At 60.7% G+C, this 21,006-nt stretch carries 10 protein-coding genes; 7 read left to right on the forward strand and 3 right to left on the reverse strand.

Translation table 11 applies throughout. From position 1 onward, the window contains the following. Positions 1 to 224: 224 nt before the first annotated feature. The 3 genes from CAF79_RS06995 to CAF79_RS07005 are packed head-to-tail and all read right to left on the reverse strand — an operon-like array spanning position 225 to position 3,038. The gene (locus tag CAF79_RS06995; protein ID WP_085697207.1) at positions 225 to 974 is read right to left on the reverse strand and encodes an enoyl-CoA hydratase-related protein; all 750 of its coding nucleotides are present in this window, start codon (positions 972 to 974) and stop codon (positions 225 to 227) included. Positions 975 to 1,003: 29 nt separating this feature from the next. Next, on the reverse strand, positions 1,004 to 1,939 hold the full coding sequence (locus tag CAF79_RS07000) for an iron-sulfur-binding ferredoxin reductase (protein ID WP_085697208.1): 936 nt from the start codon (positions 1,937 to 1,939) through the stop codon (positions 1,004 to 1,006). Beyond that, entirely contained in the window at positions 1,932 to 3,038 is a 1,107-nt protein-coding gene (locus CAF79_RS07005; protein ID WP_085697209.1) for a diguanylate cyclase, read from the reverse strand. The genes CAF79_RS07000 and CAF79_RS07005 overlap by 8 nt, the downstream gene beginning before the upstream one ends. A 311-nt stretch (positions 3,039 to 3,349) precedes the next feature. Here CAF79_RS07005 and CAF79_RS07010 point away from each other — a divergent pair, with 311 nt between their 5' ends. The 7 genes from CAF79_RS07010 (at position 3,350) to CAF79_RS07040 (ending at position 20,949) form a co-directional block, all read left to right on the forward strand. Next, a complete protein-coding gene (locus CAF79_RS07010; protein ID WP_085697210.1) occupies positions 3,350 to 4,873 on the forward strand; it encodes a fumarate hydratase in 1,524 nt (507 codons plus the stop codon). A 154-nt stretch (positions 4,874 to 5,027) separates the two neighbouring features. Further along, positions 5,028 to 9,485: a SpvB/TcaC N-terminal domain-containing protein gene (locus CAF79_RS07015; RefSeq protein WP_085697211.1), complete on the forward strand. Its 4,458-nt coding sequence runs from the start codon at positions 5,028 to 5,030 to the stop codon at positions 9,483 to 9,485. Between the two features lie 71 nt (positions 9,486 to 9,556). After that, positions 9,557 to 12,265, forward strand: a complete 2,709-nt coding sequence (locus tag CAF79_RS07020) for an RHS repeat-associated core domain-containing protein (RefSeq protein ID WP_256579242.1) — start codon at positions 9,557 to 9,559, stop codon at positions 12,263 to 12,265. A gap of 40 nt (positions 12,266 to 12,305) precedes the next feature. Continuing rightward, positions 12,306 to 15,014 (forward strand): RHS repeat-associated core domain-containing protein, encoded by a 2,709-nt coding sequence (locus tag CAF79_RS07025; protein WP_085697213.1) that lies wholly within the window; start codon positions 12,306 to 12,308, stop codon positions 15,012 to 15,014. Between the two features lie 30 nt (positions 15,015 to 15,044). Next, entirely contained in the window at positions 15,045 to 17,765 is a 2,721-nt protein-coding gene (locus CAF79_RS07030) for an RHS repeat-associated core domain-containing protein (RefSeq protein WP_085697214.1), read from the forward strand. Positions 17,766 to 17,860: 95 nt separating this feature from the next. Next, positions 17,861 to 19,621 (forward strand): ATP-binding protein, encoded by a 1,761-nt coding sequence (locus CAF79_RS07035; RefSeq protein WP_085697215.1) that lies wholly within the window; start codon positions 17,861 to 17,863, stop codon positions 19,619 to 19,621. After that, positions 19,621 to 20,949, forward strand: a complete 1,329-nt coding sequence (locus CAF79_RS07040) for a sigma-54 dependent transcriptional regulator (RefSeq protein WP_085697216.1) — start codon at positions 19,621 to 19,623, stop codon at positions 20,947 to 20,949. The genes CAF79_RS07035 and CAF79_RS07040 overlap by 1 nt, the downstream gene beginning before the upstream one ends. The last annotated feature ends 57 nt before the right edge of the window (positions 20,950 to 21,006 follow it).

Here is a 21,006-nt window from a genome sequence, read left to right on the forward strand (position 1 = left end):
ATGTGAATGGCGGGGCTTTTTCATTTCTGGGTTGGATTTTGTTGATCGTTCCCACGCTCTGCGTGGGAATGCCTCAATGGACGCTCCGCGTCCGCTTCGGCATGGGACGCGGAGCGTCCCGGGCTGCATTCCCACGCAGAGCGTGGGAACGATCAGCGTTCGGAGTGCGAGCGCCAGGTGCGCGTCGGCAGTCGGCAGTCGGCAGTCGGCAGTCGGCAAATATTTCAATGCCGTTTGATGAACCCGGTCAGCGCCGCCAACGCCTCTGGCGAGCGCAACCGCTGGGTGAACAACGCCCCCTCCTCTTCGATCACCTTGCGAATCAATTCCCGATCCGGCGCGCGCATCAATTGTTTGCTGATGCGTACCGCCTCCGCCGGCAGCTCGTCAAACCGCAGCGCCATCTCCCGCGCCCTGGCCAATGCGGCTTCGCCACTGCCCAGTGCCTCAGTCGCAATCCCCCAGGCCGCCGCTTGCTCACCGGTAAAACCTTCACCGAGCAGCAACAGTTCCGACGCTTTGGCCTGCCCGAGCAATCGCGGCAGGATCAGGCTGGAACCGAACTCCGGGCACAACCCGAGATTGACGAACGGCATGCGCAACCGCGCATCCCGCGCCACATAAACCAGATCGCAATGCAGCAACAGCGTGGTGCCGATCCCCACCGCCGCCCCGGCCACGGCAGCGATCACCGGTTTGCGGCATTCGAGCAGTTCAAGCATGAAGTGGAACACCGGGCTGTCGAGGTCGCTCGGCGGTTGCTGGATGAAGTCGGCGATGTCGTTGCCGGCGGTGAAGCACTCGGTGCTGCCGGTGATCAGCACGGCGTTGATTTCCGGGTCGCTGCCGGCCTGTTTCAGCGCCTCGGCCAACTGGCTGTACATGGCGCGGGTCAGGGCGTTTTTCTTGTCCGGGCGGTTGAGGCGCAGGGTCAGCAAACTGCGTTCGCGGTGCAGCAGGATGGCTTCGGGCATGGCAGGTCTCGCGTCTGGGAATTCAGCGCTCAATCACGGCTGAGGAAGACATCGGCCAGCAGTTGATTGCGCGGCAGTCCGGCCAGGAACAGACGCTTGGCAAACGCGTCAACGCTGGCAGTCGAGCCGCAGACTAAAGCCAGGGTTTGTCGGGAGACAAGGCGCAGTTGCGCCAAAGCGCCCGGCAACTCGGCCGCCGTCCAGCATTCGACGCTGAGGTTTTCCCGCTGCGCGGCCAGTGCCTCAAGGGGTTTGACCAGGTAATGCCCGTCGGCATCATGGGCCAGGTGAATGACACGAATGGCGCCCCGATGATCGTGACGCAAGGCTTCGCGCAACACCCCGAACAACGGGCCGAGCCCGGTACCGGCGGCCAATAGCCACAGCGGCCGGTCATGCCAGTCAGGGTCGTAATGCAGCGCACCGCCGCGCAGTTCGCCGAGGCGGATGGGGTCGCCGATCTGCAAGCGGCGCGCGGCATCGCTGAATTCGCCGGGCTCGCGGCAATCAAGGTGAAACTCAAGAAAGCGGTCTTCCTCCGGCAGGCTCGCCAGCGAATACGGCCGCGCGATGTGACCGGCCCACAGCACCAGATGCTGGCCGGCGCTGTAGCGCAACGGCCGCTGGGGTGTCAGGCGCAATCGCAACACGCTGTCGCCGAGCCAGTCCAGCGCTTCGACCGTGGCCGGGCGACCATCGGTGACGGGATCGAAGGTGTGCACCTGCAAATCCTCGATCACCTGACACTGACAGGCCAGGCGCCAGCCCTGATCACGTTGCTCCGCGCTGAGGGCATCCGGACGACTGTCAGCAGGCAAACCCCGCACGCATTGCACCAGACACGCGTGGCAACTGCCGGCGCGGCAGCTATAAGGCACCGCTACACCGTTCTGATTGAGAGCATCGAGCAGATTGCTGCCCGCCGCCACCGACCACTGTCGCTCACCGACCCGCAGTTCAGGCATCGACGTTCTCCCACGCCGCTGCGCAACGGTTGCGCCCGTCACGCTTGGCCCGATACAGCGCCTGATCGGCGCGCTGCAAGGCTTCGTCCAGATCATCGCCCAGTTCCAGCAAGGTCATGCCGGCCGAAAGACTCAGGTTTTTCACATTCAGGCCCACCAGTTCAACGTCGGTGAAGGCGATGCGCAGGCGTTCGCAACAGGCGGTCAGGCGCTCGGCGTTGCAATCGGGCAGCAGCACCACGAATTCTTCACCACCATAACGCGCCAGCACGTCGCCGTCGCGCAGGCAGGCACCGGCCACCCCGGCGAACGCTTGCAGCACCTGATCGCCGGCGGCATGGCCGTGCAGGTCGTTGATGCGCTTGAAGTGGTCGAGGTCGATCAGCGCCAGACCATGTACCACGTCGGCCTCCATCGCGTTCAGCTCGCGGGTGGCCAGGCGCAGAAAATGCCGGCGATTGAACAGCCCGGTCAGTTCATCGGTGGCCACCAGGTCTTCGAGCTGACGCATCATCCCGCGCAGGGTGTCCTGATGCGCCTGCAAGGCGAACCGGCGCTGGCGCATGCGTTGCCGCGAGGTCTGGACGAAACGGGCATAGATCACCAGCCACACCAGCACGATCAGCAGGAGGCACACCTGCAACGCGGCCAGCGCCGGGTCAGGTAACTGGAAGTGATAGCCGTCCCACAAGGTGATGGCGCAGAAACTGAAGAACACCAGCATCGCGCAGCGCACGAATGCCCGGCGTGACAGATGGAACAGGCCGAACAACAGGATCAGTACATAAAAGACCAGGAACTCGCCCCGGGCTTCCTCCAGATGCGCGATCAGCCACGTCTGCCAGCCGAGGCCGAGCATTACTTGTGCTTCAGTCAGGCTCGGATCGGAGAAGCGCAGGTTGGCGCCCGAGAAAAACACCGCGAACAGGGTCGCCTGGCTGATCACCACCAGCGCACTGCCGACGGCGACGCCGGCCAGCGAATCGTTGTAGTGACCAGTGAAATACGCCAGCCACAGCAGCAGCAAAGCCAATCCATAGGTGGCTGCAGCGAGGGCGAAGCGTTTGAGCAAAAGACGTTGAATGGCGTTATGGGTCAATCGTTGACTCACCGTGCGATAAGAGGCTGACCGAGTGTCCTACTCTACAGACCGGCTGCCACTTTAGTGGCCCGGTCGATAAATGACCATTGATTTTCGGGCCGGGTATTTGGCGTCAAAAACCTGCAGCCATGCGACCAACGAATGACTCCCGGCAGATGTGCCCGCCACCGAGGCGCGGTATACTGCCGCGCCTTTTTAGCGTCGCGCCAGCAGCCCCGGCGTGCCTTGAAAGGTGTCTGCGACCGACCGATGCACCCAAGCCGCAGGCACCTTATTGAATGTTCCCGTCTTTTAGAGGAGCGCGACTCATGACCGTGATCAAGCAAGACGACCTGATTCAGAGCGTTGCCGACGCCCTGCAGTTCATTTCCTACTACCACCCCGTGGACTTCATCCAGGCGATGCACGAAGCCTACCTGCGCGAAGAATCGCCAGCGGCCCGTGACTCGATGGCGCAGATCCTGATCAACTCGCGCATGTGCGCCACCGGCCACCGGCCGATCTGCCAGGACACCGGCATCGTGACCGTGTTCGTGCGTGTGGGCATGGACGTGCGCTGGGATGGCGCGACGATGAGCCTGGACGACATGATCAACGAAGGCGTGCGCCGCGCCTACAACCTGCCGGAAAACGTCCTGCGTGCCTCGATTCTCGCCGACCCGGCGGGCGCTCGTAAAAACACCAAGGACAACACCCCGGCGGTCATCCACTACTCCATCGTTCCGGGCAACACCGTGGAAGTGGACGTGGCGGCCAAGGGCGGCGGTTCCGAGAACAAGTCGAAAATGGCCATGCTCAACCCGTCCGACTCGATCGTCGACTGGGTACTCAAGACCGTTCCGACCATGGGCGCCGGCTGGTGCCCACCGGGCATGCTGGGCATCGGCATCGGCGGCACCGCCGAGAAAGCCGCTGTGATGGCCAAGGAAGTGTTGATGGAGTCCATCGACATTCACGAGCTCAAAGCCCGTGGCCCGCAGAACCGCATCGAAGAAATGCGTCTGGAGCTGTTCGAGAAGGTTAACCAGCTGGGCATCGGCGCCCAGGGCCTCGGTGGCCTGACCACCGTGCTCGACGTGAAAATCATGGATTATCCGACCCACGCAGCTTCCCTGCCGGTGTGCATGATCCCGAACTGCGCCGCGACCCGTCACGCGCACTTCGTGCTCGACGGTTCCGGCCCTGCCTCGCTGGAGGCGCCACCGCTGGACGCCTACCCGGAAATCGTCTGGGAAGCCGGCCCGTCGGCCCGTCGCGTCAACCTCGACACCCTGACCCCGGAAGAGGTGCAGAGCTGGAAGCCGGGCGAAACCGTCCTGCTCAACGGCAAGATGCTCACCGGTCGCGACGCTGCGCACAAGCGCATGGTCGAGATGCTGAACAAGGGCGAAACCCTGCCGGTTGATCTGAAAGGCCGCTTCATCTACTACGTCGGCCCGGTTGATCCGGTCGGTGACGAAGTGGTGGGCCCGGCTGGCCCGACCACCGCCACACGGATGGACAAGTTCACCCGTCAGATCCTTGAGCAGACCGGCCTTTTGGGCATGATCGGCAAGTCCGAGCGCGGCCCGACCGCCATCGACGCGATCAAGGACAACAAGGCTGTGTATCTGATGGCCGTCGGCGGTGCCGCTTACCTGGTGGCGCAAGCGATCAAGAAGTCCAAGGTTCTGGCGTTCGCCGAGCTGGGCATGGAAGCGATCTACGAGTTCGAGGTCAAGGACATGCCGGTCACCGTTGCGGTGGACAGCAAAGGTGAGTCGGTGCACATCACCGGTCCTGCGATCTGGCAACAGAAGATCAGCGAAAGCCTGGCGGTGGAAGTGCAGTAAGCACTTCATCTGCTTGTGAAAAAACCGGGCGGCCAGCGATGACCGCCCGGTTTTTTTTTCGCCTGCCGTCAGTCGGCACCTGTCAGATCTGACAGGTGTCTGGCGCACTTCGCTTTGCTAGCGTGATGTCTCGACATTTTCAGGTTGCGACGCCATGACCCCGGATGCAGATGCGCTCGTCACTCCTCCCTCCATTTCCAAGACTGCGTCCATTGCAACGAATGGACGCAGTTGGAGTGAGACGGGTGCGACCGGGCAGCGCTCTTACACCCTGCCCCTCCCGATCCTGAAGGCGCGCACGCTCACTCCCGAGTTGCAGCTTGTCTACGAGGGGAACGCGGGCAACGGCAAGTACGGGCTCGGCTGGGATCTGCCGCTGCCCGCGATCTCGCGCAAGACCAGCAAGGGCGTGCCGAAGTACGCAGGCGCCGATGTCATGCAGGCCGACGGCACCGACCTGCGGCCCGAACTGACGGCCAGTGGCAGGATCAAGGCAACCCGGCGCACTCGAGGAATAGGCAAGAACACCAGAAAATTCTCCGTAGTGCGCTACATCCCTCGCCTGGAAAGCACGTTCAACCGCTACGAACTCTGGACACCTGCCGACGGCAACCCATTCTGGGTGGTGTCCCGTTCCGACGGCTCGCAACATTGCTACGGCAACTCGCCGGAATCATGCATTTACGACCCTGAAGATCCAACCCGCATTGCCGTGTGGCTGCTGGTGGAAATCAGGAACGCCGTCGGGGAAAACATCTGCTTCGAATACAAATCCGACGACACCGAGGCCGACCCACGCTTTGACTATCGGGCCCAGCGCTACCTGCGTCAGGTCTGCTACTGCAACAAGGCTCCCAGCACCGGGCTGCTATGTCTCGAACACCCGAACCCGCAGGATCTGGAATGGTTGTTCAGATTAATCGTCTGCTACGGCGAACGTGCCACCGGGCTGGAGGAGCTACCGACATTTGAACCCGTTCGTGTGTGGCCAGCACGCAGCGACCCTTTTCGCATGCATCGCTTCGGGTTCGAGGTGGGCACCCGGCGCCTGTGCAGGCAGTTTCTGTTGTTCAACCACACAGGTCCCGCTCCGGTGCTGGTCAATCGCCTGCTGCTGGAACACGAATCCACACCACTGCTGTACAACCATCTGAAAGCCGCGCACTACATGAGTTTCGACGCTACAGGTCGCGTCAAGCACATGCCGCCCCTCGAATATTTCTATGAAGCACTGATACTCGACACCACCCCCAAACCCTTCCTGCAACTCGATCACATGCCCGGCCTCAACGACGGCCAGCCCTACCATTGCGTCGATCTTTACGGCGAAGGCGTGCCCGGTTTTCTCTGCCAGTACGACGGCGCCTGGTACTACCGCGAGCCCTTGCGGGGCGCGCCTGGTACGGACGAAATCGTCTACGGTTCCTGGACACTGCTACCGCTGATTCCGAACGCCGACAGCAACAAGCAGGTGGTGCAGATTCTCACCGACCTCACCGGTGACGGGCGTCTGGACTGGGTCGTCGCGCAACCCGGAGGCAGCGGGTATTACACGCTCAATCCGGATGGCACCTGGTCGTTGTTCAAACCTTTCAGCCAGTTCCCCGTGGAGTTTTTCCACCATCTGGCCCAGATGGGCGACTGGAGCGGCGCCGGTCTGGACGACCTCGCTCTGATCGGCCCGAACAGCGTAAGGGTGTATGCCAATGTGCGGGAGAAAGGATTCATGCCCGGCAAGGAGATACCGCATACACCGGATCGCTTGCCGCTGTTCGGCAACGCCCGCACCGAACTGGTGATGTTTGGCAACCTGCACGCCAGTGACCTCTCGGGACTGTGCAGAGTCCGCCACGACAGTATCGAAACCTGGGCGAATCTGGGGCATGGCCGATTCGGCAAAGGTATTGCGATCAGCGCGCTGCCTTTTGAGTATCAGCATTTCAACGCCGATCACATTCGCTTCGCCGACCTCGACGGCTCCGGTGCACCGGCGCTGATCCGTCTGTGCTCCGATCATTTCGAGATCTACTGGAATTACGGGGGCAATGCCTTTGAGCAAGTCCCGCTCATCGTCGACTGGCCCACCGGCATTCGCTACGACAACCTCTGCCAGGTAACCTTCGCCGACCTGCGAGGCCTGGGCTGCGCCAGCCTGCTGTTGACCAAACCGCACATGACGCCGCAGCACTGGGTTTATCACTTCGTCAGTGAACGGCCCTATCTGCTTACCGGCTGCAACAACAACATGGGCTACGGCGCAACCCTGAAACATCGCAGCAGTGCGCAATTCTGGCTGGATGAAAAACGTCTGGAACTGATGGCGCGCCGACGTCCGGTCTGCCTTCTGCCCTTTCCCCAAATGGTGCTTCACTGGTTGCGCCAGGACGATGAAATCACCGGCAATTATCTGATGCAGTTCCACGAATATTTCGAGGGCTATTACGACGGCTACGAACGTGAATTCCGCGGTTTCGGCAAAGTCTGTCAGACCGACAGTGACCTGGAGCCGGGCAAGGCCGAAAGTGGCCACACGGCGCCGATGCGGGTGACACATTGGTTTCATACCGGTAGAAGCATCGATCTGGTCTTGAGCGGCATCTGCGAACTCGACGACGAAAACACGCCACTGGGGTCCACGGTTATTTCAACGTTCGATGCCAAGAACAGAAAGGAGCGTGTTCGGACGCAGCACACAGCCGACGACCATCGCGAAATCGCCTACGCCCTGGCCGGTAGTCCACTGCGCAGCGAGGTCTGTCAGGCAGACGACCCCGCCCCGGCGCGGCTGTTCTCACTGAGCGAATTCCGTTATCGGGTGCGGGTGGTCAACGACAACCCGTCCAGTCTGCTGGTGCTCGAACTGGAAACCCGTACCCATCAATACGAACGCTTCATGGACGACCCCAATTGTCAGCACACCATCAATCAGGAGCTGAACGAGTACGGTCAGTTGACTCGAAGTGTCACGGTCGCCTGTGCTCGCCGTCGCACCGAACTGGACAAACCGCCCTTCGATCGAGAGGACCAGCTTCGAGCCTGGGTGGACAGCCACGACGAGCAGCAACAGTTTTTTTATCTGAGCGAAACACTCGCCGCGTACCTACAACTGACCACTGACGGCCACTGGCTGCTCGGCTTGCCCTGGCGCCAGCGCAGCAACGCGATGAAGCTGCCCAAAGGCGCACTCCCGGGCGGACTGCAAGCGGCGGACATCAGTTTCGAAAACTTCGAACGGTATAAAGACAGTGCCGAATGGACAACCGCGCGGGAACTGACCTCACTCTTGCAACACACGTATCTGGAGTCAGGGGGCAAGATGCTCTACCCGCCGCTGGCCGGCCCGACCGAGCAGGCCGTGTTCGACAAAAAGGCCCTGGTGGCCTACGACGGCGTCCCGATAGTCATCCGGGACGAACTGACAAAGATCGGCTACACGCCCATGAAGCTGTTCCTCCCGGAGGACCCTGAAGAGGATCTGCTGCAAAACCTGTGGTCAGCGCAAAGCGGCTTTTTCACCTACGCCAGCGCCAGCGGTTTCTACCACGTCACCGAGGTGCAACAGACCGCCAGCCATGGTGTGACGCACATAACATGGGATGCAGACCATCTGCTGACCATTGCCATCACCCTGCCGGACGGCTGTGCGACTTCAGTGAAATACGACATGCACACCCTGTTGCCGCAGAGCATCACGGATCCCAACGAGAACATTCAGGAAGTGCTGTACGAACCGGGCGGCCAACCGGTTGCCCATAGTTTTCATGGCACCGAAGAGGGGCTGCCGGCCGGTTTTCAGCCGCTGGCCGCTTACCCGCCGCAGTCTGATCTGAGTGTCGAATACGCCCTCGCCCATCCGAAAACCGTAGTGGCATCCGCCGCCAGTGCAGTGCGCACCGAGCTGTTCAGCTGGATGCCCGTTCTCTCGCGCCAGACCCTGTCGCAGAAAAGAAAGGAATGGGTCTCCAACGGCCTGATTCTGCCCGATGGCCACATCCGTGCCTCGGCATTGCGCTGGCTGAACCAGCGCAAAAAACGCACGGCCAGCGAACAGGCCCTGCTCGGTATTATTCACACCGCTCCCAGGCAGCCGGTGCACAGCCTGAGTCTGGTTGCCGACCGCTATCACACCGACCCGCTGCAACAGATTCAGATGACGATCAGCTATACCGACGGTTTTGGCCGCGAGCTGCAAAGCAAACAGCTCGTCCCGCCGGGCGATGCCCTTGTCGCCACGCCCGAAGACGATCTGGTGACCGGCGCCGACGGCAAGCCGGTCGAAATGCCGGCCATTCAGCGCTGGCGGGTCCAGGGGCGTGTGGAATACAACCACAAGGGCGAGACCATCCGGGTTTACCGCCCCTACTTTCTCAACACCCATCGCTGCATCAATGACAGTGCGATGCGCAAGCACGGCTACCACGACCAGATGTTCTACGACGCCCTGGGCCGGCCAATCCAGACGATCAACGCTCTTGATTATCTGGCGTTCGACATCCTGCATCCATGGTTCAAGCTCAGTTATGACTTCAATGACACTGATGACACACCGCCGTCGAAACCCGCGAAGGTCCCTTTTAAACAACCTGTCAGAAGGTTGAAAAAGGCTAAATGACAAGTGCCAATGTGCACGGGAACACACCCGCCCTGCAGGCTCATGATCCGCGCGCACTCGGGATTCGGCAGGTGGCCTATCTGCGCAATGTGGCGGGTGAGGCTGTTCAGGCGCTCGTCACCCGCAGGCTCCATGACGTCGCTGGCCGGGCCGTGGGGCAACAGGATCCGCGCCTGTCCACGGTGAATACAACCAGCCTTTTTACGCTGGATGGTCAGGTCGTGAAGCTTGCCAGCGTCGATGCCGGCGTGAACGTCACGTTGCCGGGGCTGGCCGGTGAAACCCTGCAATCCTGGGACGCGAACGGCAACCACCGACGCAGGCATCACGACCTTCAACTGCGCCTTTTGACGCTCGAAGAGAACGGTGTGCCGGAAGTCGAAACCCGGCTGTATGCCACCCTGTCAGCCGACCCTGGTCACAACCTGCGCGGGCAGATGATCAAGCTGACCGACCCGTCCGGCAGTGTCGAATTTCACAGCTTCGCTCTCACAGGCCCCGCTCGACAGGAAACCCGCACCTTTCACGATGGCCTGGCGCTGACCAGCCACAAGTGGTTCAGCCCGCTGGGCATGCTTGTCGAACATACCGATGCCGCCGGGCACCGGCAGCAGTCGAAGTTCGATGTGGCAGGTCAGCTGGTACAAGTGCTGCTCGGGCTGCATGGCCAACCCGACTGGCAAACGGTACTGCAAGGTGCACAGTACGATGCCGCCGGGCGGGTCATCGAACACCAGGCCGGCAACGGCGTGATCAGCCATTCGCACTATCGCGCCGCCGACGGTTTCCTGCTGCGTCGCTACGCACAAAAGGGGTCAGGGCCGGCGCTTCAGGATTTCGAATATGAATACGATCCGATGGGCAATATCACGACCCTCATCGATAACACCTTCACGCCGCGTTTTTTCGCCAACCAGCGGCTCGACGGTCGTCGCCTGTTCGCCTATGACTCACTCTACCGACTGCACAGCGCGACCGGATACAGCGACAGGCCCCTGACAGACAACCCGGGCCGGCCCCAACCGTCCGACCCTGCTGATCGGCGCAATTACACGCAAACCTATGAGTACGACAAGGGCAACAACCTCATCAAAACCACTCATGCACGCGACGGCGCCAGTTACACCAGCGAGGTGTTCATAGATCCACTCAACAACCGGGGTTTGCGCTGGAGGCCCGGAGATCCGCCACCAGACTTCAGCACTCGGTTCGACAGCGCCGGCAACCTGCTGGCCCTGCAGTCTGGCCAGCCGATGCAATGGAACAATCGCAATCATCTGGCGTCGGTCATCCTGGTAGACCGCAACGGCAGTGGCCCGAATGACGAAGAGCATTACCGCTACAGTCAGGGCAAGCGAGTCTACAAACGCCACGACAGCCACACAGCGGCCATCGATCACTTCCATGAGGCGCGCTATCTGCCGGGGCTGGAGATTCGCACCCGAGACAATGGCGAAGAATTACATCTGATCTCCCTCGTCAGCGGCATCGAAAACGTGGTTTGCCTGCACTGGGTCAGCGGTAAACCGCCGAACATGCCGGCCGATCAAATGCGCTACACCCTCAATGATCACCTGCAGTCCGTATCCATGGAACTCGATCAACAGGCGCAGGTGATCAGTCATGAAGGTTACTTGCCCTTCGGCACCACCGCCTGGATGGTGGCGCGATCACAGATCGAGGTGGACTACCGCTTTATCCGCTACTCGGGCAAGGAAATGGATATCGGCGGGCTGTACTACTACGGTGCGCGTTACTACGCCCCCTGGCTGGGCCGCTGGATCGCCGCCGATCCGGCGGGAGATGTGGACGGACTGAATCTTTACGCGTTTGTCGGCAACAACCCGCTGATCCATGTCGATGTCACAGGTCACGAAAGTACGTGGTTTAACGTGCTCACGGGCTTCTTTTCGTTCGTGAACATATCGAAAAAAGCGTCGGGACAGCTCAAGGGAATGGCAGCAGCTTTCAGAGATATGGTGCCTGAACCTTCACCGCAAGATGAAGGTGGTGGCGGTGGCGGTGGCCCACCTCTAAAGCCGGAGCCACGTGGTCGAGCGGATGTAGATGACGCCCCTCCCGACAGGCCGGTGCCAAAAGGTTTTAGCCGATATCTTGCTTTCAAGGCACAGATTGAAAATCTTACGCTCGGCGAGTATCTGCGTTCTTCGTCCGGTCGGGCCGCCATGAAGGCCGGTGTGAAGATTGGCTCCACAACAGGCTCGGCGCTGGGTACTTTTATCGGTGGAATTGCGGGCTTGATAATCGGTGGCCCGCTGGGCGCCGTCCTGGGTGCCGTGCTCGGAGGCGCGATTTTCGCAATCCTGGGTGGGGTGATCGGCTATGTGGCGATGCCCGTCATCATGCTCAGGTACATGAAGAAGAACGTAAACGAGGGAAAAGCCAGGGAAGACATTCTGGAGTCCATGAATAATCTGGCCGACCATATCGACATCGTCAACGTGATAAGTGAAAACCTCCCTGATCCGCAGGATCTGCCTTCCGAACTACCTGATGACTCCAGAGGTAATACGGGCAATTTCTTTTCGGACATCGAAATGGGCCGCCTGCTTGGGCAAGTCGGGCAACTCCCTACAGAACAACAGGTGGCGTTTGCAGCAGTGGTGAATCACCGGGCATTGGTGCAGGCCATTTCAAGAGGTGGCGCCCCTCGAACGATAGAGGTGAGCGATACGCACCGCGCGCAAAGGCCAACGCCAAAACCAGGAAACCTGAGAACCGTCAGGCTTCAGCGCCAGTATTCCGAAACATTCGTCTGACGCCGTTTCATCCTGTAAAGCCCATAAAACGGATCAAGTCATGAACGCCAGCGTGCACTACCTCACACCAACGATGTCGGTATCCGGCCCTCGTGGCGAGGCTGTCAGACAAGTCGACTACCTGCGCAAAGTAGCCGGCGAGGAAGTGCGAGCGCTCATCAACCGACTGCAATATGACGTTGTTGGCCATCTGGTTGAACAGCAGGATCCGCGCTTACCAAAGCCCAATACAACGACCGTGTTCAAGTTAGATGGCATAGCGGTCAAGGCCCGGAACGTCGACGGTGGCGCGGACACGCTTCTGCCCGGACTCGACGACGAGCTTTTGCAGCATTGGGATGCCAACGGCAATCACCGGGAGATGAGCTACGACCCGCAACTTCGTCTGAGCAGCGTCACAGAAAACGGGATAACCGGATTCGAAAGCTTCAGCTACGGCAGCGTTTCGGCCGACCCCACGCACAACCTGCGCGGACAAATGACAGCGCTGAGCGATCCATCGGGTACGGTGCAATTCAACAGCTTCAACATGCGTGGCCAGTCAACGGAAGAAATCCGCACCTTCAAGGACGGCAAGATCTGCACCGGCCGCCAGCGTTTCAGCGCCATGGGTGCACTGCTGCAAACCACCGACGCCGGCGGGCATGTTCAACTTTCCACCTTCGACATCGCCGGGCAGCTTGCTCAAGTGCAACTGCAACTCAGCGGACAAAATGTTCAGCCGATCTTGAATGGCGCGGATTACAACGCCGCCGGCCAGATCACCGAACAACGGCACGGCAACGGTGTAAACAGCCACTGGCATTACCGCGAGGCCGACGGACGTCTGCTTCGACAGTCCGCGCAAAAGGCTTCGGAACCGCCGGTTCAGGATTTCGAGTATGCATATGACGCAGCAGGGATCATCACTCGCATCATCGATCACACCTACACACCGACGTTTTTCCGCAACCAACGGGTCGACGGTGAACGCACATTTGGCTATGACTCGGTGTACCGCCTGATCCGCGCCACCGGTTACAGCGACGCCCCGCCTGCGGACAACCCCGGACGGCCGCAACCCACCGATCCCGATGACCGACGCAACTATGTCGAGTCTTTCGAATACGACGACGGCAACAACCTGAAAAAACTGACCCACGTGCGCGAGGGCAACACCTACACCCGCGAGATGTTCATCGACCCGTCCAGCAATCGCGGTGTGCGCTGGAAAGCGGGAGACCCGGCACCTGACTTCAACGCCCTGTTCGACCGCGCCGGTAATCAACTGGCCCTGCAACCCGGGCAGCCGATGGACTGGAACAGCCGCCATCAGCTGAAATCGCTGATCCTCCTGGAGCACGCCAGCGGCCCGCCCGATCAGGAGTTGTATCACTACAGCCAGGGTGCAAGGGTCTATAAGCGCCACGAAACCCACACAGGCACAGTCAACCATGTTGCTGAGGTGCATTACGTGGGGAGTCTGGAAATCCGCACCCGAAGCAGCGGAGAAGAATTGCACAGGGTCACTGTCGCCACCGGCATCGGCGAGGTGACGTGCCTGCACTGGATCACCGGCAAACCACCTGGTATCGATGCTGATCGGTTGTGTTATTCCCATTCCGACCATTTGGGATCGAGCGTTACGGAGATTGATCAACGGGCGCAGGTGATCAGCCGCGAAAGCTACTACGCCTTCGGCGCTACCTCGTCGATGGCGGCCCGCTCGCAGATCGAAGCGGACTACAAGTTCACCCGCTATTCGGGCAAGGAAATGGATGTCACCGGGCTTTATTACTACGGAGCGCGGTATTACGCGCCATGGCTGGGGCGCTGGATCAGCGCCGACCCCAGCGGCGATGCGGATGGAATGAATCGGTATGCGTTTGTCGGCAACAATCCGATTTTCTATGTGGACGACACCGGCAACACGAAAGACGAAGCCGGCGCCTCCGGCAACACCGGTGACGGCAAAAAAACCATTGGTTATAAGCTGAATAGATGGGTTGGCGCCGTTAAAAAAGCGCAAACAGCCGCAGGACAGATGAAAAACATCGCATCCGATTTTGAGAAACTGGTTCCTGAAGACGCCGATATCGAGCAGGTTCGCCAAGACCTCACGTTTGGAAAATACATCAGGTCCCGGTACGGCAGGGCTGCCATACGAAAAGGCTTAGGTGTCGGCGGTACTGCGGGAGGGGCTATCGCCGGCGTTGTCGGCGGCGTTGCTGCCCTCATTTTTCCCCCCGCCGCCGCCGCCGCCCCCGCCATCGTGAGTGTCGCGCCGGCTATCGGCATGGCCCTCGTACCGATATTAGGTTACCGCCACTTGAGGAAAGGCCTGAACAGGGCGGACATGTTGCGCAAAGCCGAAGCCGTGAACGACACCATCGACCTCGCTGAAGAAATCCTGGGCGCCGTTGCTGGACTACCCGATCAACTGAATCCAGTAGCGGATGAAGGCCCGGAAACGGAAATGAAGCCCGAGGCCGCTCCCGCTACCTATGAGGCAAAGATGCAGGAATTGTTCTTTGAGCAAATGAAGACACTCACTCCTCTGCAGCAGGCGGAAATTGGCAAATTGGTCCCAGGCGAAGGCGCCCCGTACTTCGAGGCATTGAGCCAAGTGCTGAAGGCTGCCAACGATCCGTCCTCTTCGCCCCGGCAGACGCCGGAGGTCAGCGACCCTCCACAAGAAAAACCAACACCTGAATCGATGGTAAACAAGCCTCAACTCGCTCGGCGCAGGCTTGTAATGTCGGGTCTTTGAATTTGATGAACACAGCAGAGGACAAAGACGATGCTCCCCTCTCTCCATGAGCGCACACCTTCGCTGTCAGCTTATGACAGCCGGGGCCTGATGGTTCGTCAGGTGGCCTATCTGCGCTCGGTTGCCGGCGCAACCGCCGAGGCACTGATCACACGCCAGCAACGCGATGCGCTCGGGCACGTGGTGAAACAGTGGGACCCGCGTCTGGCCAGCCCCACCATCACCAGCGTTTTCAATCTGATCGCAGAGCTGCTTGAAACAGACAGTGTGGACGCCGGAAAAAGCCGGCGCCTGCCTGGAGTGACAGGCGAAACCTTGCAACGCTGGGACGCACGCAACCACCATTGGCAGCACACATTCGACAATCAACTGCGCCTGGTGTCCGTCGCGCAGGACACCGGACTGGATAAAGAGGCCTACGTCTATGCCGATGCCTCGGCCGACGCGGGCTACAACCGGCGCGGGCAAAGGGTCGAAATCAATGATCCATCGGGCAGCGTCAAACTGCACTCTTTTGCCCTTACAGGCGCTGCGCTGCAGGAAAGCCGAACTTTTCACGATGGATTGTCCTTTTCCAGTCAGCAGAATCTCAGCCCCCTTGGCGCACTACTGAAGCAGACCGATGCCGGCGGCCACCAGCGGCGTCTGGCTTACGACGTAGCCGGGCAGCTCACACAGGTGCAACTCAAGGTTAATGACCTACTCGCCTGGCAACCGGTGTTGCGGGATGCACAATACAACGCCACCGGGCAGACGACCCTGCAACGGACAGGCAATCATGTGAGCAGTCACTGGCACTATCGGGCCGCTGACGGTCGCCTGCTTCGACAATACGCACAAAAGGCGACAGGGGAATCGATTCAGGATTTCGGGTATGAATATGACCGGATGGGCAACATCACTCGCATCCTCGATGGCGGCTACGCACCGACGTATTTTCACAACCAGCGCGTCGATGGCCACCGTGCGTTCAGCTATGACTCAACGTACCGCCTGATTTACGCCAGCGGATACGACGAGATGCCACCTACGGATAACCCGGGTCTGCCACAGCCGACCGACCCCAATGATCGGCGCAATTACACGGAAACATACGAGTACGACAATGGCGACAACCTCGTAAAAACCACCCGCGTCCGCGATGGGGCCAACCATACTTTCCAGGTGTATATCGATCCGGACAGCAACCGGGGGGTGCGCTGGAAAACGGGTGATCCGATACCGGTTTTTCCCATCGAGTTCGATGCTGCGGGCAACCAGCTGGCGCTTCCGTTCGGCCCACTGCAGTGGAACAGTCGCAATCAACTGGACTCCGTGACCCTGGCCAGACATCCCACCGGACCACACGATACGGAGCAGTATCGCTACAGTCAGGATCTGCGCGTGCACAAAAGACTGGAGACCCACACTCCCTCAGTCAGCCATTTCCGGGACGTGCGCTACTTGCCCGATCTAGAGATCCGCACCAGAGACAACGGCGAAGAGCTGCACGTGATCAAGCTGGACACTGGCGCAGGCCACGTGACATGTCTCCACTGGGTGAAGGGAAAACCCACGGGCATCGATCAGAGTCAAATGCGCTATATCCTCAAGGATCACCTGGGGTCGTCCCTGAAAGAAGTGGATCAACTGGCGCGATTGATCAGTGAGGAGACCTACTACCCGTTTGGCAGTACCTCGACACTGGGAGCCCGGTCACGGATTGAGGTGAACTACAAGTTCATCCGCTACAGCGGCAAGGAAACCGATGAAAGCGGCCTGATCTATTACGGACAACGCTATTACGCCCCATGGCTGCAACGCTGGACCCAGCCGGACAAGGCAGGAACCGTGGACGGATTGAATCTGTACCGGATGACGGCGAACAACCCGATCAATTTCATTGACGAGCAAGGGATGATGACGAGACCGACGCCGGCCACGCCTGACCAGACCTCCGTCCACATAGGCGGATCGACGTCGTCGTCACGTCCCAACTCGATCGCCGGCAGCGAGCCATCCACCGGTACACCCGCGCTGGTGGATGACCCGGCAAACAATCCTCCCGGCAAGCTGCCGCCCAAACCCGAACAATCCTGGGGCGAATGGGGCACGCAAGCCGCGCTGGCGGCGGTCAATTCGAAAGTCGGATTGGCATTGCTGCCCGTCGGGACTTCGTCTCCGGCCAACGCAGCTGTAGTTTCCACATTACTCACCGCCACCGCCCAGTTCGTTTTGCACGCAACGCTGTTCACCCCGGGCTGGTCACCGCCCAACACCTGGAACCCCGGTGGGAACGGCGCCGTACCACCCGCCGATGTCACGCAAGATGCCAACCGGTTCTTCACCATGAGCACACTGGGTGTTACCACGGCAGCAACCGTGGCGGGCATGATATTGGGTCCGATCGTAGGGGGCTACGTCGACGAGTTGAGAGGCACCAAGGCCAAGGCGGACAAGAAGGCTCAGGCGGCAAAATGGCTGGACACGGCTGACAGGCTCATCGCCGAACAGAGCCTTAAGGAAGAGGTGTCAGTGAAAGCCCAGCAAGCGCTGCGTCAGCAAGTACTGGACGCCGAAGAGTTGGTCGGAATTTCCTGGCAAAGCATGACAATGCTCGAAAAAATCACGGGGCTGCGGCCGTCAGACCAGAGTGAAAGCAACCTATCGTCACGTCGCAGTTCAGGGTCCTCGCAAAGTTCTGCCCGGAGTGTATTTCATAGAGCCAAAATAACTCGCATCCCTGTGCGCAAATCCAACACGCACCTCTGATCGGGCGATCCGGGCAGAACTTCTGCCCCTCTTGTCAGTTCGGGCCGACACCATGCTATGGTGCCGGCCCGACTTCCTATCTCTATGCGCCCAGCATGCTGCCGACTTCCCGTACCCTGCGTCTGTCGTTGTACACCCTGCTGATCCTCGCCGGCGCTGCCCTCGCCGCAACGCTTGCGATCCGTCACGCCGAACGCCAGGCACTGGTGGAAGATGCCGCCCGAGCCAACCAGCAACTGGCGCTGTACGCCAATTCGCTGCACACCCTGATCGACCGTTACCGCGCCCTGCCCGCCGTGCTGGCGCTGGACCCGCAATTGCGTGCGGCGCTGGCAGGTCCCGTGGATGCCGAACAGCAGGCTGCGCTGAATCTGAAGCTGGAAAAGATCAACGGCGCCGCGCAGTCCTCGACGCTTGAACTGCTCGATCACACCGGCCTGGCGGTGGCGGCCAGCAACTGGCGTCTGCCCAGCAGTTACGTCGGCCACAACTATGGCTTTCGCCCCTATTTCAGTCAGACCCGCACCCAGGGCACCGGGCGTTTCTACGCAGTCGGCGTGACCAGCGGGATTCCCGGCTACTTCCTGTCCAGCGCGGTGCTCGGCGACAACGGCGAGTTCCTCGGGGCGATGGTGGTCAAACTCGAATTCCCGGAGCTTGAACGCGAATGGAGCCAGGGCAGCGATACGCTACTGGTCAGCGATGCCCGGGGCATCATCTTCATTGCCAACCAGCCCGACTGGCGCTACCGCCTGCTGCACCCGCTGAGCCCGGCCGATTACCGAGAGATCAAGCGCACTCGCCAATACGACAAGCAATCGCTGGTGCCGCTGACTCATCTGTCGCTACGCCGCTTTGATGACAACAGCGAACTGCGCCGCGTCGAAGGCCCGCAAGGCACGGCGGATTACCTGTGGGAATCGCTGCCGCTGACCGCCGAAGGCTGGACGCTACACCTGCTGCGGCGTCCGCAAGTGTCCTTCGAAGACCAGCGCAATGCCGGGCTCGCCGCCGCCGGGGTGTGGCTGGCGCTGGTGTTTCTGTTGCTGTTCCTCAACCAGCGCTGGCGTCTGGCAAAGATGCGCCAGCGCAGCCGCGAAGAGCTTGAGCAACTGGTCGAGGAACGCACCCGGGATTTGCGCACCGCCCAGGAAGGTCTGGTGCAATCAGCGAAACTGGCGGCACTGGGGCAGATGTCCGCTGCGCTGGCCCACGAAATCAATCAGCCGCTGACCGCACAGCGCATGCAGCTTGCAACTCTGAGGCTGCTGCTCGATCACGGTCGGGTCGATGACGCCTGCAAGGCGCTCAAACCGGTGGACGAAATGCTCACGCGCATGGCTGCCCTCACCGGCCACCTGAAAACCTTTGCCCGCAAAAGCCCCAGCGGCTTGCGCGAACGGCTGGACCTGGCGACTGTGGTCGATCAGGCGCTGCAATTGCTCGATGCGCGCCTGCGTGATGAACAGGTCAGTCTGGTGCTGCACCTGACCCGTCCGGCCTGGGTGCGCGGCGACGCGATTCGCCTCGAACAAGTGCTGATCAACCTGCTGCGCAACGCCCTCGATGCGATGCAGGGCAAGCCGTGCAAGCGTCTGGAAATCCGCCTGGAAGCTGACGAACAACTGTGGCGCCTGAGCGTCATCGACAACGGTGGCGGCATTGCCGAAGAACATCTGGGTCAGGTATTCGATCCGTTCTTCACCACTAAACCTGTGGGTGACGGGCTGGGTCTGGGACTGGCGGTATCGTTCGCCATCGTCCATGAATCCGGCGGGCGCCTGTGCGCCGAAAATGGTGACAACGGTGCAGTGTTCAGCCTGACCTTGCCGATCGATCTGGAGGCGCACCTCTGATGCTCAACTCAGTGATGGTGGTCGATGACGAAAGCAGCATTCGCAACGCCGTCGAGCAATGGCTAAGCCTGTCCGGGTTCGAGGTGCAGCTGTTCAGCCGCGCCGAGGAATGCCTGGCGGCGCTGCCGAAGCACTTTGCCGGGGTGATTCTCAGCGATGTGCGCATGCCCGGTCTCAGCGGTCTTGAACTGCTGGCCGAAGTCCAGCGCCGGGATGCCGACCTGCCGGTGATTCTGCTCACCGGCCACGGCGATGTGCCGATGGCGGTCGAAGCGATGCGCGATGGCGCCTACGACTTTCTGGAAAAACCCTTCAGCCCCGAGGCCCTGCTCGGCAGCCTGCGGCGGGCGCTGGACAAGCGTCGGCTGGTGCTGGAAAACCGCGCCCTGCACGAACAGGCCGACAACCGCGCCAGACTGGATGCGACGCTGCTCGGCGTGTCCCGTGGTATGCAGACCCTGCGCCGGCAGGTGCTTGACCTCGCAACATTGCCGGTCAACGTGCTGATCCGTGGCGAAACCGGCAGCGGCAAGGAACTGGTTGCCCGCTGCCTGCACGACTTCGGCCCGCGCGCCGACAAGCCGTTCGTGGCACTGAACTGCGCGGCGATCCCCGAGCAGTTGTTCGAAGCCGAATTGTTCGGGCATGAGAGCGGCGCGTTCACAGGGGCCTCCGGCAAGCGCATCGGCAAACTGGAATACGCCGATGGCGGCACCCTGTTTCTCGATGAAATCGAAAGCATGCCGCTGGCCCAGCAGGTGAAACTGTTGCGGGTGTTGCAGGAACAGAAGCTGGAGCGGCTGGGGTCGAACCAGAGCATTCGCGTGGACTTGCGCATCGTCGCGGCGACCAAACCCGATTTGCTGGATGAGGCCCGGGCCGGGCGTTTTCGCGAGGACCTGGCGTATCGCCTGAACGTTGCCGAATTGCGCCTGCCACCGCTGCGCGATCGTCGGGAGGACATTCCGTTGTTGTTCGAGTCCTTCGCACAAAGCGCCGCTCAGCGATTGGGGCGGTCTTTTCCGCCGCTCAGTGGTGCGCAATTGAGTCACCTGCTGAGCCATGACTGGCCGGGTAATGTTCGTGAGTTGGCGAACGTCGCCGAACGGCAGGTGCTGGGGCTGGATGAACCGGTGCAAGGTATCGATCCGGGGCAGTCGCTGGCGGCGCAGCAAGAGGCGTTTGAGGCGCAGTGCCTGCGGGCCGCTTTGACCCGGCACAAGGGGGATGTGAAAGCCGTGCTGGAAGAACTGCAACTGCCGCGCCGAACCTTCAATGAAAAGATGCAGCGCCATGGTCTGACCCGGGAAATGTTCGTGCCCGACTGATCCCCGCATTGAGGCATTCCCACGCAGAGCGTGGGAACGATCCGAGCCCGAGTGAGC

Origin of the sequence: Pseudomonas sp. B26(2017) (assembly GCF_002113045.1) — a bacterium.
GTDB lineage: Bacteria > Pseudomonadota > Gammaproteobacteria > Pseudomonadales > Pseudomonadaceae > Aquipseudomonas.